At 74.4% G+C, this 16102-nt stretch carries 12 protein-coding genes and 1 pseudogene; 5 read left to right on the forward strand and 8 right to left on the reverse strand.

Annotation, left to right across the window (positions count from 1 at the left end):
- Positions 1-118 precede the first annotated feature (118 nt).
- Positions 119-1630: an ArnT family glycosyltransferase gene (locus tag ACQEVS_RS26190; protein ID WP_433024131.1), complete on the forward strand. Its 1512-nt coding sequence runs from the start codon at positions 119-121 to the stop codon at positions 1628-1630.
- A gap of 25 nt (positions 1631-1655) precedes the next feature.
- On the opposite strand, the gene ACQEVS_RS26195 is transcribed toward ACQEVS_RS26190, so the two are convergent.
- A complete protein-coding gene (locus tag ACQEVS_RS26195) occupies positions 1656-2075 on the reverse strand; it encodes an NTP pyrophosphohydrolase (protein WP_433024133.1) in 420 nt (139 codons plus the stop codon).
- Between the two features lie 135 nt (positions 2076-2210).
- Here ACQEVS_RS26195 and ACQEVS_RS26200 point away from each other — a divergent pair, with 135 nt between their 5' ends.
- Positions 2211-3287, forward strand: coding sequence for a hypothetical protein (locus ACQEVS_RS26200; protein WP_433024135.1), 1077 nt, complete (start codon positions 2211-2213; stop codon positions 3285-3287).
- Positions 3288-3471: 184 nt separating this feature from the next.
- On the opposite strand, the gene ACQEVS_RS26205 is transcribed toward ACQEVS_RS26200, so the two are convergent.
- The 5 genes and pseudogenes from ACQEVS_RS26205 to ACQEVS_RS26225 form a co-directional block, all read right to left on the reverse strand.
- The gene (locus ACQEVS_RS26205) at positions 3472-5601 is read right to left on the reverse strand and encodes a 3-hydroxyacyl-CoA dehydrogenase NAD-binding domain-containing protein (protein ID WP_433024137.1); all 2130 of its coding nucleotides are present in this window, start codon (positions 5599-5601) and stop codon (positions 3472-3474) included.
- Positions 5598-6812: a thiolase family protein gene (locus tag ACQEVS_RS26210; RefSeq protein WP_185943213.1), complete on the reverse strand. Its 1215-nt coding sequence runs from the start codon at positions 6810-6812 to the stop codon at positions 5598-5600. Before ACQEVS_RS26210 ends, ACQEVS_RS26205 begins: the two co-directional genes overlap by 4 nt.
- Positions 6813-7109: 297 nt before the next feature.
- Positions 7110-8386 (reverse strand): annotated as a pseudogene (locus tag ACQEVS_RS26215) (HRDC domain-containing protein).
- 74 nt (positions 8387-8460) lie between these two features.
- On the reverse strand, positions 8461-9120 hold the full coding sequence (locus ACQEVS_RS26220; RefSeq protein ID WP_040891381.1) for a response regulator transcription factor: 660 nt from the start codon (positions 9118-9120) through the stop codon (positions 8461-8463).
- A gap of 249 nt (positions 9121-9369) precedes the next feature.
- Positions 9370-10017: a DUF3000 domain-containing protein gene (locus tag ACQEVS_RS26225; RefSeq protein WP_185943211.1), complete on the reverse strand. Its 648-nt coding sequence runs from the start codon at positions 10015-10017 to the stop codon at positions 9370-9372.
- Positions 10018-10117: 100 nt separating this feature from the next.
- On the opposite strand from ACQEVS_RS26225, the gene hemE reads away from it, so the two are divergent.
- Complete coding sequence (gene hemE, locus ACQEVS_RS26230) at positions 10118-11173, forward strand: uroporphyrinogen decarboxylase (RefSeq protein WP_433027904.1); 1056 nt, start codon at positions 10118-10120, stop codon at positions 11171-11173.
- A gap of 81 nt (positions 11174-11254) precedes the next feature.
- Here the strand turns inward: hemE and ACQEVS_RS26235 are convergent, their stop codons facing one another.
- Together ACQEVS_RS26235 and ACQEVS_RS26240 are read right to left on the reverse strand one after the other, a co-directional pair.
- The gene (locus tag ACQEVS_RS26235) at positions 11255-12442 is read right to left on the reverse strand and encodes a 4-hydroxybenzoate 3-monooxygenase (RefSeq protein WP_433024140.1); all 1188 of its coding nucleotides are present in this window, start codon (positions 12440-12442) and stop codon (positions 11255-11257) included.
- A 34-nt stretch (positions 12443-12476) separates the two neighbouring features.
- Positions 12477-13670, reverse strand: a complete 1194-nt coding sequence (locus ACQEVS_RS26240; RefSeq protein WP_433024142.1) for a thiolase family protein — start codon at positions 13668-13670, stop codon at positions 12477-12479.
- 175 nt (positions 13671-13845) lie between these two features.
- On the opposite strand from ACQEVS_RS26240, the gene hemG reads away from it, so the two are divergent.
- Both hemG and hemQ read left to right on the forward strand, forming a co-directional pair.
- On the forward strand, positions 13846-15273 hold the full coding sequence (hemG, locus tag ACQEVS_RS26245; RefSeq protein WP_433024144.1) for a protoporphyrinogen oxidase: 1428 nt from the start codon (positions 13846-13848) through the stop codon (positions 15271-15273).
- 5 nt (positions 15274-15278) lie between these two features.
- Positions 15279-15995, forward strand: a complete 717-nt coding sequence (hemQ, locus tag ACQEVS_RS26250; protein WP_398270618.1) for a hydrogen peroxide-dependent heme synthase — start codon at positions 15279-15281, stop codon at positions 15993-15995.
- The last annotated feature ends 107 nt before the right edge of the window (positions 15996-16102 follow it).

A 16102-nucleotide genomic window follows, 5' to 3' on the forward strand; every position in this document is an offset into this window, starting at 1 on the left:
CCCCGCCGAATCCACAGCCGTCCCCGCACCCGTCCCCGTCCCACCCCGTCCCCGATTCCTCCCCGGCGGCCCCGTATGTCACCCGCCGCCGGATCGGACCGACCCCTAGGTTGGCCGCATGCCCGCCGTCCAGCACGTCGCCGTCCCGGCCCCCGCGGCCGTCCCGCGCCCCCGCGCGAGCGCGGAGCCGCCGTCCGCGGGACCCCGGCGCGGGCTGCCCTTCTGGTGCGGACTGCTGCCCGTCCTGACCGCCCTGGCCCTCACCACCCGGCTGCCGTCCTTCCTCCGCCCGCTGTGGAACCCGGACGAGGGCTTCCTCGCCACGCAGGCCCGGATGCTCGCCCAGGGCGCCGTCCTCTACCGCACCGTCGTCGACCGCAAACCGCCCCTGCTGCCCTGGCTGTACGAGGCGTGCTTCCGCGCGTTCGGCGACGGCTCGCTGCTGCCCGTCAAGGGGCTCGCCGTGGCGGCCCAGCTGGTGACGGCCGTGCTGTTGGCCTCGCTCGCCCGCCGCCGCTGGGGCGAGCGCGCCGGGCGCACGGCCGGGGTGCTCTACCTGCTGGTCTCCATCGGCCTGGAGCCCGAGGACGCGCAGGCCGCCACCTTCGAGGTGTTCGCGGTGCCGTGGACGGCCGCCGCCATGTGGTGCGCCGACCGCGGCCGCTGGGGCCGGGCCGGCCTGGCCACGGCCGCGGCCCTGCTCACCAAGCAGACCGGGGGAGCGGTCCTGGCGCCCGTCCTGCTCATGCTCTGGATCGTCCGGCCCGGCGCGCTCAAGGGGCAGGGCCGCCGCGGCACGGCCGCGCTCGCGGCCGGCCTCACGCTGCCCGTCGCCGCGGTCGCCTGGGCGTGCGGCCCGGCCCGGCTGCTGTTCTGGTGCGTGACCGGCTCCGGCACGTACGCCTCGGTGGACGGCACCGTCGGCGCCTCGGCCGCCCGCGCGCTCACCAACGCCGGTGTGATGACCACCAGTTGCGCGGGCCTGCTCGCCCCCGTCTGCCTTCTCCTGCTGACCCGCCGCCGGGTCGCGCCGCCCGAACTGTGGCTGTGGCTGATCGCCTCGGCGGTGGCCGTCACCACCGGCTTCCACTTCTTCGGCCACTACTACCTCCAGCTGATCCCGCCCCTCACCCTGCTGGCCACCGCGGCCCTGCACACCCTCCCCGAGGCGGCCCGGCGCGTGGCCACCGGACTGAGCGCCCTGTCCTGTGCCGCCTTCCTGACCGCCGGACTCGTCGTCACCCCGCCCGAACTCCCGCACTCGCTACGGGTCGCCGACGCGGTACGGGCCCGGACCGCCCCCGCCGACCCGGTGCTGATCTGGGGCATGCACCCCGAGCAGTACTGGTTCGCCCACCGCCCGCCCGCCGGCCGCTTCCTGACGGCCGGACTGCTCACCAACTACAGCGGCGGCCGGGACGCCTCGGCCGTCGGCGAGGCGTACGGCGTACCGGGCGGCTGGCCCGTCCTCCGCCGCGAACTCCGGGCGCGCCCGCCGGCCCTGGTCGTGGACGACTCCCGCGGCCGGCCGTACGCGGTGGCCCGGGTGCCCTCGCTGCGGGCCTTCCTGCGGGGCGGGTACGCGCGGGTGGGGAGCGTGGAGGGGGCGGTGCTGTACGCGCGGCGGTGATACCGCCACGTCGTCGGGGCCGACGTCAGGGGCGTACCGTCCGCGGCCCCACCGTCTCCGCGCCCAGCGCCGCGACCCGCTCCCGCAGTTCCCGGTCGGCGGTCGCCACCACGCACCGCCGCCCCCGGGCCCGTTCCCCGGCCACCACCTCGACGATCCGGTCGTCCCCGCTGCCGTCCGCCGCCTCCACCCGCACCCCGGGCACCGGCTCGGTCCCGCGCGCCGCGCCCTCCACCACCAGGACGACGTCCAGCGGCCCGGGCAGCGGCGGCAGGACGTCCGGCAGCCCGTCGGACGCGTACCCGACCAGGGCGTCGCGCAGCCGCTCCGTGGCCCCGCGGCGGTCCCGCCACCAGCCGTCGGGGACGCTGCCCACGACGTTGGCGGCATCGACGACGAGGAGGGGCCCGGGCCCGGCCGCTTCGGCTGTCCTACCGGCGTTCATACCCACCAGGCTCGCACGCCGGGAGCGAACCGGAATGCGCTCACCTGCGCAATGTTATTGTCGGGGGTCGGAAATCGCCGGTGAAACGGCTCCGCGCGAAGCGGAATTGGGGCAGAGAGAGGCTGGCAGCGAGTCATGGCACGGACGGCCACCCCCACGACCGGCTGGCTGCTGCGGGGACAGGACGGTCGGCTCACGGCCTACGCGCCCGCCGCCAACGGCCTGCTGCGCTGGACCGAGACCGCTCCCGGCGGCCCCGACTGGACGGGCCCCGAGCGGATCACCGTCCCCGGCCTGGAGCCCCACCTCTCGCTCTGCCGCACCCCGCAAGGGTACGTGTACCTGTTCGGCGTCCGCACCCGGGAGACGGACGACGGCCGCACCGAGACGGACGTCGTCTACGCCACGCAGTTCCAGCCGGGCCGGGCCCTGACGCCCTGGCGCTCCATCGGCACCCCCTACGGGCAGGACCAGGAGCGCGCCGCCCGCATCGGGGCCCCCGCCGCCGTCGTGGACAAGAACGGCCCGCAGGTCTTCCTCCGGAACGCGGGCGGCGGCGTCTGCGGCCGGCGCCAGGACGCCAAGGGCGTCTGGGGCCCCTGGACGGACATGAAGGGCAGCAACGTCCTCGACTCCCTCGCCACGACGGTCACCGAGGACGGGCGCGCCGAACTCCTCGCCCCCTGCGACGGCAGCGTCCAGAGCTGGCGGCAGGAGGAGCCCGGCGGGCCGCTGAAGCGGGTGCGCAACATCACCGCCGAGCCGCTGGCCGGCTCCGCCGCCTGCCTCGCCGCCGGCGAGGGCCGCGTCAGCCTCTTCTGGCGGGACGTCGCCGACTCCGCCCTCCGCGTCCACACCCGCGCCCTCGGCGATCCCGAGGACGACGTCACCCCCGTCACCCTCGGCCCCTCCGACGACGAGGGCACCGGCCCCGTCGCCGCCCTCCGCACCACCATCGACGGCCACGACTGCACGGTCCTCGCCCAGCGCACCGCATCCGGCCTGCCGGCCGTCGCCGCGTACCCGACGGGGGACGAGAAGGCGGGCGCCTTCTGGTCGGAGACGGGGGAGGCGTGCGTCGGAGCGCCCGCGATGGCGCTCGATGCGGCGGGGCGGGTCGTTCTCGCCGCGTTCGCCCCCGATGGTGGGCTGTGCGTGACGCGGCAGAAGGATGAGGCGGGGCTGGCGTTGGGGCGCTGGGTGCGGGTGTAGCGCCTGCGGCGGGTTGTGCCCCGGTCCCTCCCCTTCGCCGCTTCCTGGGGCGAGCCCCCAGACCCCCTTTGTCCTCAAACGCCGGACGGGCTGACCAGTCAGCCCGTCCGGCGTTTGAGGACAAGAACGCGGCCGAGGGCCGCACGGACTCCGTCCGCACGGCCCTCGGCGCGAAAACCCGGCGTTACGCCGGCACGCTCGCGACACCCGGCTCCAGGAACCGCTTGCCGTTGACCCGCTCGGAGACGCCCTCACGGTCCAGGTAAGGCGTCACACCGCCCAGGTGGAAGGGCCACCCGGCTCCGGTGATCAGGCACAGGTCGATGTCCTGAGCCTCCGCCACGACACCCTCGGAGAGCATCAGGCCGACCTCCTCCGCCACGCCGTCCAGGACGCGCGCGCGGACCTGCTCCTCCGTCAGGACCGTGTCGCCCTGCTTGAGGAGGGCGGCGACCTCGGGGTCCAGCTCCGGCTTCCCGGAGTCGTAGACGTAGAAGCCGCGCTTGCCCGCCTTGACCACGGCGGCCAGGTTGGGGGAGACCTTGAAGCGGTCGGGGAACGCGCCGGCCAGCGTCTCGGAGACGTGCAGACCGATCGCGGGACCCACCAGCTCCAGCAGCACCAGCGGCGACATCGGCAGACCGAGCGGCTCGACGGCCTTCTCGGCGACGGCGACCGGGGTGCCCTCGTCGATGACGTTCTGGATCTCGCCCATGAAGCGGACCAGGATGCGGTTGACGACGAACGCCGGGGCGTCCTTCACCAGCACCGCGGTCTTCTTCAGCTTCTTGGCCACACCGAACGCGGTGGCCAGCGCCGCGTCGTCGGTCCGCTCGCCGCGCACGATCTCCAGCAGCGGCAGGACCGCGACCGGGTTGAAGAAGTGGAAGCCGACGACCCGCTCGGGGTGCTTCAGCTTCGACGCCATCTCGCTGACGGACAGCGACGAGGTGTTGGTGGCGAGGATGGTGTGCTCCGGCACGACCGCCTCGACCTCGGCGAACACCTGCTGCTTGACGCCCATCTCCTCGAAGACGGCCTCGATGACGAAGTCCGCGTCGCCGAAGGCGGCGGCCTTGTCGAGGGAGCCCGTCACCGCGGCCTTGAGGCGGTTGGCCTTGTCCTGGTTGACGCGGCCCTTGAGCAGCAGCATGTCGATCTGGTCGTGGACGTACTTCACGCCCTTGTCGACGCGCTCCTGGTCGATGTCGGTCATCACGACCGGCACCTCCAGGCGGCGGGCGAACAGCAGCGCCAGCTGCGAGGCCATCAGACCGGCGCCGACGACGCCCACCTTGGTGACCGGGCGGGCCAGCGACTTGTCCGGGGCCCCGGCCGGGCGCTTGCCGCGCTTCTGCACCAGGTTGAAGGCGTAGATGCCGCTGCGCAGCTCCTCGCCCATGATGAGGTCGGCCAGCGCCTCGCTCTCGGCGTCGAAGCCCTGCCGCAGGTCGCCGTTCCTCGCCGCGGAGATGATCTCCAGGGCGCGGTAGGCGGCGGGGGCGGCGCCGTGCACCTTGGAGTCGGCGAAGGCCCGGCCGCGCTCGACGGCCGCGTCCCACGCCTCGCCGCGGTCCACCTCGGGGCGGGAGACCTGGAGCTCGCCCTTGAGGACGGCGGCGGTCCAGGCCAGCGACTGCTCCAGGAAGTCGGCGCCCTCGAAGATCGCGTCGGCGATGCCGAGCTCGAAGACCTGCTTGCCCTTGAGCTGCCGGTTCTGGTTGAGCGAGTTCTCGATGATCACCGAGACCGCGCGGTCCGCGCCGATGAGGTTCGGCAGCAGGACGCAGCCGCCCCAGCCGGGCAGCAGGCCGAGGAAGACCTCGGGCAGCGAGAAGGCGGGGATCGCCTTGGACACCGTCCGGTACGAGCAGTGCAGCCCGACCTCGACACCGCCGCCCATCGCCGCGCCGTTGTAGTAGGCGAACGTCGGGACGGCGAGGGAGGACAGCCGCTTGAAGACGTCGTGCCCGCCCTTGCCGATGGCCAGCGCGTCCTCGCGGGTCTTCAGCAGCTCGACGCCCTTGAGGTCGGCGCCGACGGCGAAGATGAACGGCTTGCCGGTGACGCCGACGCCGACGATCTTCCCGGCCTTCGCCTCAGCCTCGACCTGGTCGATCGCCGCGTCGAGGTTGGCCAGCGACTGCGGGCCGAAGGTGGTCGGCTTGGTGTGGTCCAGGCCGTTGTCCAACGTGATCAGCGCGAACGTGCCGGCACCCAGCGGGAGGTCGAAGTGGCGCACGTGCGCCTGCGTGACGACCTCGCCGGGGAACAGCTCGGCCGCACCCTTCAACAGTTCGGTGGTGGTGCTCACTTGCCCTCCCAGTGGGGGTTCTCCCAGATGACCGTTCCGCCCATGCCGAGGCCGACACACATCGAGGTGAGGCCGTAGCGGACGTGCGGCTGCTCCTCGAACTGCCGGGCCAGCTGGGTCATCAGCCGGACGCCGGACGAGGCCAGCGGGTGGCCGAACGCGATCGCGCCGCCGTACTGGTTGACGCGCGGGTCGTCGTCCGCGATGCCGTAGTGGTCCAGGAGCGCGAGCACCTGCACGGCGTACGCCTCGTTGAGCTCGAACAGGCCGATGTCGTCGATCGACAGGCCGGCCTTCGCCAGGGCCTTCTCGGTCGCCGGGATCGGGCCGTAGCCCATGACCTCGGGCTCGACGCCGACGAAGGCGTACGAGACGAGGCGCATCCGGACCGGCAGGCCCAGCTCGCGCGCCACGTCCTCGGCGGCGATCAGCGAGGCCGTGGCACCGTCGTTGAGGCCCGACGCGTTGCCCGGGGTGACCCGGCCGTGCGGGCGGAACGGCGTCTTGAGGTTGGCCAGGCCCTCCATCGTGGTGCCCGGACGCATCGGCTCGTCGGCCGTGACCAGGCCCCAGCCCAGCTCCCCGCCCTCGGGCGTGGTGCGGCGCACGGAGATCGGCACCAGGTCGGCCTGGATCTTGCCGTCGGCGTACGCCTTGGCGGCCTTCTCCTGGCTGCGGACCGCGTAGGCGTCCGCGCGCTCCTTGGTGAGCTGCGGGTAGCGGTCGTGCAGGTTCTCCGCCGTCATCCCCATGACCAGGGCGGACTCGTCGACCAGCTTCTCCGAGAGGAAACGCGGGTTGGGGTCGACGCCCTCGCCCATCGGGTGGCGTCCCATGTGCTCGACGCCGCCGGCGAGGGCGACGTCGTACGCGCCGAAGGCGACACCGCCGGCGACGGTCGTCACGGCGGTCATGGCACCGGCGCACATCCGGTCGATGGACATGCCGGGCACGGTCTGCGGCAGACCCGCGAGCATGCCGGCCGTACGGCCCAGGGTCAGGCCCTGGTCGCCGATCTGCGTGGTCGCGGCGATGGCGACCTCGTCGATCTTGGCGGGGTCCAGGTTCGGGTTCCGGCGCAGCAGCTCACGGATGCACTTGATGACGAGGTCGTCGGCGCGGGTCTCGTGGTAGATGCCCTTCGGGCCCGCCTTGCCGAACGGGGTGCGGACGCCGTCGACGAAAACGACGTCCCTAGCGGTACGAGGCACGTTGGCTCTCCTCCAGGTGCGGATCGCTGCGCGCGGGCATGCCGGTACGGCTCCGCCGCGGTGCGGGCTGACAACCTCATGCTACTTACGGGTAACCAAGCTGCACAGTCCCCCCGGCGGGAGCGGTGAAGGTCACACCTGGGGCTGCGCCCCAGACCCCTTTGTCCTCAAACGCCGGACGGGCTGACCAGTCAGCCCGTCCGGCGTTTGAGGACAGCGCGCGCAGCGCGCTTCGGGGGGTGCGGGGGCGGAGCCCCCGCAAGAAACGGTGAAAGGGAGGGACCGGGGCGCCACCCCTCAGGCAGAAGCCTCCCGTAGCGCGCGGACGAGCACCGGCGTCACCTGCTCGACCTGCCAAGGCCGCGCACCGTGCGCAGCGAGCGCCGCCGCCACCGAATCCGCGTCGAGGGACGACGGCGGCTCCCAGCAAACCCGCCGCACCGTATCCGGCGTGATCACGTTCTCCTGAGGCATCGTCAACCGCTCCGCCAGCTCCGACACCGCGGCCCGCGCCGCCGACAGCCGAGCCGCCGCGACGGGATCCTTGTCGGCCCACGCGCGCGGCGGAGGCGGCCCGGTCAACGGCTGTCCGGGCTGCGGGAGCTCGGACTCGGGCACGGCCCGCGCCCGGTCCACCGCCGCCTGCCACTGCTCCAGCTGACGGCGGCTCATCCGCGGCCCGAAGCCGGGCAAGGCGGCCAGCGCGTGGGCGTTGGGCGGCATGTTGAGGGCGGCCTCGATGATCGCGCCGTCGCCGAGCACCTTGCCCGGCGAGACGTCGCGCTTCTGCGCGACCTGGTCGCGAGCGGTCCACAGTTCGCGGACGACGGCCATCTGCCGCCGCCGGCGCACCTTGTGCATGCCGGAGGTGCGCCGCCACGGGTCCTTGCGGGGCGGGGCGGGCGGCGCGGCGGCGATGGCGTCGAACTCCTGGTGGGCCCACTCCAGCTTGCCCTGCCGGTCGAGTTCCTTCTCCAGCGCGTTGCGCAGGTCGACCAGCAGCTCGACGTCGAGCGCGGCGTAACGCAGCCAGGGCTCGGGCAGCGGCCGGGTGGACCAGTCGACGGCCGAGTGCCCCTTCTCCAGCGCGTAGCCGAGGACGTTCTCGACCATGGCGCCGAGCCCCACCCGCGCGAACCCGGCGAGCCGTCCGGCCAGCTCGGTGTCGAAGAGCCGGGCCGGTGTCATCCCTATCTCGCGGAGGCAGGGCAGGTCCTGGGTGGCGGCGTGCAGGACCCACTCGGCGTCGCCGATGGCCTCGCCGAGCGAGGAGAGGTCGGGGCAGCCGACGGGGTCGATCAGGGCCGAGCCGGCCCCTTCGCGGCGCAGCTGGACGAGATAGGCGCGCTGTCCGTACCGGTAGCCGGAGGCGCGCTCGGCGTCGACGGCCACGGGGCCGCGGCCTCCGGCGAAGGCGGCGACGACGGCGGCCAGGGCGTCGCGGTCGGCGACGACCGGCGGGATGCCCTCACGTGGTTCCAGCAAAGGGATCGGCGCCGATTCGACGTCGTCCGGGGGCCGCCCCCGGTGGTTCGCAGTGGTGGGTCTGCTGCGGTGTCTTGGGCGTCGGTCACCGGTCAAGGGTATCCGGGGATGACGGAAGCCCGCCGACGGAACGTTCCGTCGGCGGGCGTGGGGGCGGGCGGGGTCAGTGGATGATGCCGGTGCGCAGCGCGACGGCGACCATTCCGGCCCGGTCGCCGGTGCCCAGCTTGCGGGCGATGCGGGCGAGGTGGCTCTTGACGGTGAGCGCCGAGAGTCCCATCGAGACGCCGATGGCCTTGTTCGACTGGCCCTCCGCAACCAGCCGCAGGACCTCGACCTCGCGGCCGGACAGTTCGCGGTAGCCGCCGGGGTGGCCGGGCGCGCCGGGAGGGCGGCGCTGCATCCGCGCGGCCGCGGCGCCGATCGGGGAGAGCCCGGGACGGCCGGGCACGCCGAGGTTGGTCCGGGTTCCGGTGACGACATAGCCTTTGACGCCGCCCGCGAGGGCGTTGCGCACGGCGCCGATGTCGTCGGCGGCGGAGAGGGCGAGCCCGTTGGGCCAGCCCGCGGCGCGGGTCTCGGACAGCAGGGTCAGGCCGGAGCCGTCGGGGAGGTGGACGTCGGCGACGCAGATGTCGCGCGGGCTGCCGATGCGGGGGCGGGCCTCCGCGATGGACGATGCCTCGATCACGTCCCGCACCCCCAGGGCCCACAGGTGGCGGGTGACGGTGGAGCGGACGCGGGGATCGGCGACGACGACCATGGCCGTCGGTTTCGTCGGGCGGTAGGCGAGGCTCGCAGGTTGCTCGAGGAGAACGGACACCAGGCCTCCAGAGGGAGTGGCGGGGACGGGTGCCGACTTTTGGGTAAGCCGGGGCGATCCGTACGGGAAGGGTCACAAGTCCCTTCGGCAGACAAACCGCCCGGCTTTAGGGAATGATCACGAATTGATGAGTAACAATTCGGGCAATTCCGGCCTGGGGGTGGTCGCCCCGACGGTCACCCCGATGGCCGCATCGGCGCACGCCGGGCTCACCCCCCGGCGCGGCACTCCGTCTCCGTCCCCCCGCCGTCAGCGGCTCTGCGGCCCCCGGCGCTGCGGCAGCGTCACGATCCCGGCCTCCGGCGCCCCGCCCGGCGGCAGCCCCGCGATCTGGCAGAGCAGGTCGCACCAGGCCGACAGGTGCGCCGCCGTGTCCGGGACGGCCCCCTGCCCGCCCGGCTCGATCGGCGACCACGACGCGCGGATCTCGATCTGCGTGGACGGCGGACGCTCCCGCAGGCCCCCGAAGTAGTGCGAACCCGCCCGCGTCACCGTGCCGCTCGGCGCCGCGTACGGCACCCGGCGCGCCTCCAGCGCCCCGGTCAGCCAGGACCAGCACACCTCCGGCAGCAGCGGGTCCGCCGCCATCTCCTCCTCCAGATCCGCGTGCACCAGCGTGACCAGGCGGAAGGTCCCGCCCCACGCGTCGTGCCCGGCCGGATCGTGCAGCAGGATCAGCCGCCCGTCCGCCAGTTCCTCGTCGTCCACCACGACCGCCGCCTCCAGTGCGTAGGAGAAGGGGGCCAGCCGCTGGGGCGGCGGGGTGGCGTCGAGTTCGATCTCGGGCCGCAGGAGCACGCCCTGCAGCCCGGCGACCGCCTGCCGGAAGACGGACGGGGAACCCTCCCCACCCACGTCGTCCGGACTGTCCTCGTGGTGTCCGTGCGCCGCAGCCATGCCCGGAAGACTAGGCGGAACGGCCCCCGGTTCCGGGTAGGGACACCCACATGCGCGGGTCACTCGTTCGGCCCGTGCGAAGATTTGGGGCATGAGTGAGATGGGCGAGCAGCAGACGGGCCGCGGCGCGGCATACGATTCGGCGTTCCTGCGGGCGTGCCGGCGCGAGCCCGTGCCGCACACACCGGTGTGGTTCATGCGGCAGGCGGGCCGCTCGCTCCCCGAGTACCGCAAGGTCCGCGAGGGCATCCCCATGCTGGAATCGTGCATGCGGCCCGAGCTGGTCACCGAGATCACCCTCCAGCCGGTGCGCCGGCACGACGTGGACGCCGCGATCTTCTACAGCGACATCGTGGTGCCGCTGAAGGCCATCGGCATCGACCTCGACATCAAGCCCGGCGTCGGCCCGGTCGTCGAGCGGCCGATCCGCACCCGCGCCGACCTGGAGCAGCTGCGTCCGCTGGAGGACGGCGACGTCTCCTACGTGACCGAGGCCGTCCGGATGCTCACCGCCGAGCTGGGCGCCACCCCGCTCATCGGCTTCGCCGGCGCGCCCTTCACCCTGGCCAGCTACCTGGTCGAGGGCGGCCCCTCGCGCAACCACGAGCACACCAAGGCGCTGATGTACGGCGACCCGGAGCTCTGGGCCGACCTGCTGGACCGGCTCGCGGACATCGCCGCGGCCTTCCTGAAGGTCCAGATCGAGGCGGGCGCCTCCGCGGTGCAGCTCTTCGACTCCTGGGTCGGTGCCCTGGCCCCGTCCGACTACCGCCGCCACGTGATGCCGGCCTCCGCCAAGGTCTTCGACGCCGTCGCCGGCTACGGCGTGCCGCGCATCCACTTCGGCGCGGGAACGGGCGAACTGCTCGGCCTCATGGGCGAGGCGGGCGCGGACGTCGTGGGCGCCGACTGGCGGGTGCCGCTGGACGAGGCGGCACGACGCGTCGGGCCCGGCAAGGCGATCCAGGGCAACCTGGACCCGGCCGTGCTGTTCGCCCCGCGCGAGGCGGTGGAGGCCAAGGCGGCCGAGATCCTGGAGGCCGCCCGCGGTCTGGAGGGCCACGTCTTCAACCTCGGCCACGGCGTCCTGCCCACCACGGACCCGGCCGCGCTGACCCGCCTGGTGGAGTTCGTGCACGAGCGGACGGCGCGCTAGCGGACACTCGGGGCGCCGGCCCGGCGGCAGGGTGCGCGGCGCGTGGTGCCCACCGCCCCCGCCGGCCCGTCGGACGGCCCGTCAGATGAGGGGCGTGTCCATCGGCAGCCCCGCGTAGTTCTCCGCGAACTCGGCCGCCGCGGCGGTGGGCCCGGTCAGCCGGTCGAGCCGGGCCGTGCGCAGCCGCCGCTCGTAGGCGTCGGCGTCCGGCGCGGCGTGCAGCAGGACGGTCATGGCGTGCGAGAACTCCTGCACCTGCCACACCCGCCGCAGGCACAGCTCCGAGTAGCGGTCCAGGAGCGCGGCCGAGCCGGTCCGCCGCCGGTGGGCGAGGCCCCGGGCCATCGTGACGACGTCCGCGAAGGCCAGGTTGAGGCCCTTGGCGCCGGTGGGCGGGACGAGGTGCGCGGCGTCCCCGGCCAGCAGCAGCCGCCCGTACCGCATCGGTTCGACGACCTGGCCGCGCAGCGGGATCACGGCCTTGGCCGTCACCGGGCCGTGGTGGAGGGGGTGGCCGGGGACGGCCAGCCGGGCGTCGAGCTCGGCCCACATCCGGTCGTCCGGCCAGTCCTCCGGCGCGGTGCCGGCCGGCACTTGGAGGTAGAGCCGGGAGACCTCCGGCGACCGCATGCTGTGCAGGGCGAAGCCGCGCTCGTGCCCGGAGAGGATCAACTCGTCGGAGGCGGGCGGCGCGTCGGCGAAGACGCCCAGCCACGCGTACGGGTAGACGCGCTCGCGCAGCCGGGCCGCGCCGGTGGCGAGCAGCGCCCGGCGGCCGGTGCCGAACGAGCCGTCGCAGCCCGCCACGTAGGAGCACTCCAGCGTCTCCTCGCGGCCGTCGCGGGTGTACCGGAGCACCGGCCGGTCGCCGTCGAGCCCCTCGACCGCGGTCACCGGGGAGTCGAACAGCAGGGGTGTGCCGTCGGCCGTCACCAGCGCGATCAGGTCCTTGACGATCTCGGTCTGCGGGTAGAGCGTGTTCGCCCGGCCGCCGGTCAGCGCCGCGACCCCGAACCGGTGCCGCCGCCCGCGGTGCCGCAGCTCGAAGCCGTCGTGCCGGACGCCCTCCCGGTCCAGCCGGTCCCCCGCGCCGCAGGCCCGCAGCACGTCCACCGCGCCCTGCTCCAGCAGCGCGGCCCGCTGCCGCCGCTCGACGTACTCCCGTTCGCGTGCCTCCAGCACCACGCAGTCCACGCCCGCCCGGCGCAGCAGCCGGGCGAGCAGCAGTCCGGCCGGGCCGGCTCCGATGATGCCGACGGTGGTGCGCATGCGGGGATCGCCTCTCGATGAGCGGAGGGGCGGATCAGCGCTCCAGCACCAGCGCCTGCCCCTGCCCCACGCCGATGCACAGCGCCGCCACCCCGGTACCGGAACCGGCCGCCGCGAGCTGGTGGGCCACCGTGCCGGCGAGCCGGGCGCCGGAGCACCCCAGAGGGTGCCCGATCGCCAGCGCCCCGCCGTGCCGGTTGACCAGGGCGGGGTCGAGTTCCGGCCACTCCGCGAAGCATCCCAGCACCTGGGCGGCGTACGCCTCGTTGAGCTCGAAGTGTGTCAGGTCGGCGAAGGAGCGGCCGGCCCGCGCGAGGGCCCGGCGCACCGCCTCGACCGGGCCCAGCCCGTACAGGTCGGGTTCCGTGCCGGTGACGGCCGACGCCCGGACGCGGGCCAGCGGTTCCCGGCCGGTCGCCCGCAGCCCCTCCTCGTCGCAGAGCAGCAGGGCCGCCGCGCCGTCGTTCAGCGGGCAGGAGTTGCCCGCCGTGACGGTACCGCCCGTCGGCCGGAAGGCGGGCTTCAGCCGGGCCAGCGCCTCCTCCGACGTGGCGTCGCGGATGCTCTCGTCGCGGGTGAGATCCACGTCCGGCGGGAAGACCACCTCGTCGGCGAAGGCGCCCTCCGCCCAGGCCGCGGCCGCCTTCCGGTGGGCGGCCAGGGCGTACGCGTCCTGCTCGGCGCGGGAGATGCCGTGCTTGTCCGCGATCCGCTCGGCGCCCTCGCCCAGCGACACCGTCCACCGCTCCGGCATCGCCGGGTTGGTCATCCGCCAGCCGAGGGTCGTCGAGTACAGCTCCTGGTGGCCGGCCGGAAAGGCGCGGTCCGGTTTGGGCAGCACCCAGGGCGCGCGGCTCATCGACTCCACGCCGCCCGCCACGACCACCGACGCGTCCCCGACGGCGATGGCCCGGTACGCCTGGACGACGGCCTCCAGCCCGGACGCGCACAGCCGGTTGACCGTCGATCCGGGGACGGTCACCGGCAGCCCCGCGAGCAGGACGGCCATCCGGCCCACGTTCCGGTTCTCCTCGCCCGCGCCGTTGGCGTTGCCCAGCACCACCTCGTCGATCCGCGCCGGGTCGAGCGCGGGCGCCCGGGCGACCAGGGACCGGACGACGTGGGCGGCCAGGTCGTCCGGGCGGACGCCGGCGAGCGCGCCGCCGTAGCGGCCGAGGGGCGTGCGGACGGCGTCGACGACGTAGACGTCGCGGATGCGGTCGTTCATGCGGTCTCCGTAAGCGGTCGGGCGGACGGCGGGAGGGGCCGAACGGACGTCGGGCCTCGGCGAACGGCCCCCGAAGGCACCGACTGACCGTTCGGTAGAGAGTCTTGGCGGGGTCCCCGCCGCATGTCAACGGGGTGCGGAGCGGCGGTCCGGCGCCGTCTGAGACAGTGAGCCCATGAGCAGCGAAGCCCACACCCGCGCACCCCATGTGGCCGTCGTCGGCGGCGGCGTCTCCGGACTGGCCGCCGCCCTCCGGTTGCTGGAGGGGGGTGTGCGCGTGACGGTCCTGGAAGGCTCCGGCCGGGTCGGCGGCAAGCTGCTCGCCGGGGAGATCGCCGGCGTCCCCGTGGACCTGGGCGCCGAGTCGATGCTCGCCCGCCGCCCCGAGGGCGTCGCGCTCGCCCGCGCCGTCGGCCTCGGCGACCGCCTCCAGCCGCCGGCCACCGCCACCGCCGGCGTCTGGACCCGCGACGGCCTCCGGCCGCTGCCCAAGGGCCAGCTGATGGGCGTCCCCGGCGACCTCAACGCGCTCGCCGCCTCCGGGGTGCTCTCCCCGGACGGTCTGGCCGCCGCCGCCCGCGAGGCGGACCTGCCGCCCACCGAGCCGGGCGAGGACGTCGCCGTGGGCGCCTACGTCGCCGAGCGGTTCGGCCCCGAGGTCGTCGACCGGCTCGTCGAACCGCTGCTCGGCGGCGTCTACGCGGGCGACGCCTACCGCACCTCGATGCGCGCCGCCGTCCCCACCCTCTTCGAGGCCGCCCGCGGCCGGCGCTCGCTCACCGAGGGCGTCCGCGCCCTGATCGCCGCCGCTCCGCCGAACGCCGGACCGGTCTTCGCCGGCATCGACGGCGGCATCGGCAGGCTGCCGCTCGCCGCCGCCGACGCCGTGCGCGCGGCCGGCGGCGACATCCGCACCGGCACCCCGGTGGCCGGCCTGCACCGGACCGCCGACGGCTGGCGCCTTGACCTCGGCGACGCCCACCTGGCCGCCGACGGCGTCGTCCTCGCCACGCCCGCGCCCGCCACCGCCCGGCTGCTCGCCGGCACGGCGGACACCGCCGCGGCCGAGCTCGCCGGCGTCGAGTACGCCTCCATGGCCCTGGTCACCCTCGCCTTCCGCCGCTCCGACGTGGCCGGGCTCCCGGCCGGCAGCGGCTTCCTCGTGCCGCCCGGCGACGGCCGGCGGATCAAGGCGTCCACCTTCGCCAGCAACAAGTGGGGCTGGATCGCCGCCGCCGACCCGGACGTCTTCGTGCTGCGCACCTCCCTCGGCCGCCACGGCGACGACGACGACCTGCACCGCGACGACGCCGACCTGGTCAAGCTGTCCCTCGCCGACCTCCACGAGGCGGTCGGCCTGGACGCCACGCCCATCGCGACCCGCGTCACCCGCTGGGACCAGGGCCTCCCGCAGTACCCCGTCGGCCACCTCGACCGGGTGGCGCGCGTCCGCGAGCGGGTCGCGGCCCTGCCCCGGCTGCGGGTCTGCGGCGCGGCCTACGACGGCGTGGGCATCCCGGCCTGCGTCGGCGGCGCCCGCCGCGCGGCCGAGGAGCTGATGGCCACCCTGCCGCAGGGCGCCGGGGACGCGGGGGGACAATAGGGGGCATGACGACTGACGACCGGAAGACCCCGAACGCCGGCAAGAAGGCCAAGGACCTCAACGAGGTCATCCGCTACACCCTCTGGTCGGTGTTCAAGCTGCGCGACGTGCTCCCCGAGGACCGCTCCGGCTGGGCGGAGGAGGTCGAGGAGCTGTTCGCGGCCCTCGCCAAGGAGGACGTCACCGTGCGCGGCACGTACGACCTCTCCGGGCTCCGGGCCGACGCCGACGTGATGATCTGGTGGCACTCGGAGACCTCGGACGCGCTCCAGAGCGCCTACAGCCGCTTCCGCCGCACCCGCCTCGGGCGCGCCCTGGAGCCGGTGTGGTCGAACATGGCGCTGCACCGCCCCGCCGAGTTCAACAAGTCGCACATCCCGGCGTTCCTCGCGGACGAGAACCCCCGCGAGTACGTCAGCGTCTACCCCTTCGTCCGCTCGTACGACTGGTACCTGCTGCCCGACGAGGACCGCCGCCGCATGCTGGCCGACCACGGGAAGATGGCCCGCGGCTACCCGGACGTCCGGGCCAACACGGTCGCGTCCTTCTCGCTCGGCGACTACGAGTGGATCCTCGCCTTCGAGGCCGACGAGCTGCACCGGATCGTCGACCTGATGCGCCACCTGCGGGCGTCCGAGGCGCGGATGCACGTCCGCGAGGAGGTCCCGTTCTTCACCGGCCGCCGCAAGGCGGTCGCGGACCTGGTGGCCGGGCTGGCCTGAGCCCTGTGACGGCGTCCTGTGACGAACGTCCTGTGACGGCGTCCTGTGAGGGCGTCCTGTGACGACGAACGGCCGCCGGCCGGGCTCCCGTGGCCCGGCCGGCGGCC

The organism is Streptomyces sp. CA-181903 (assembly GCF_050937075.1).
Taxonomy (GTDB): Bacteria; Actinomycetota; Actinomycetes; order Streptomycetales; family Streptomycetaceae; genus Streptomyces.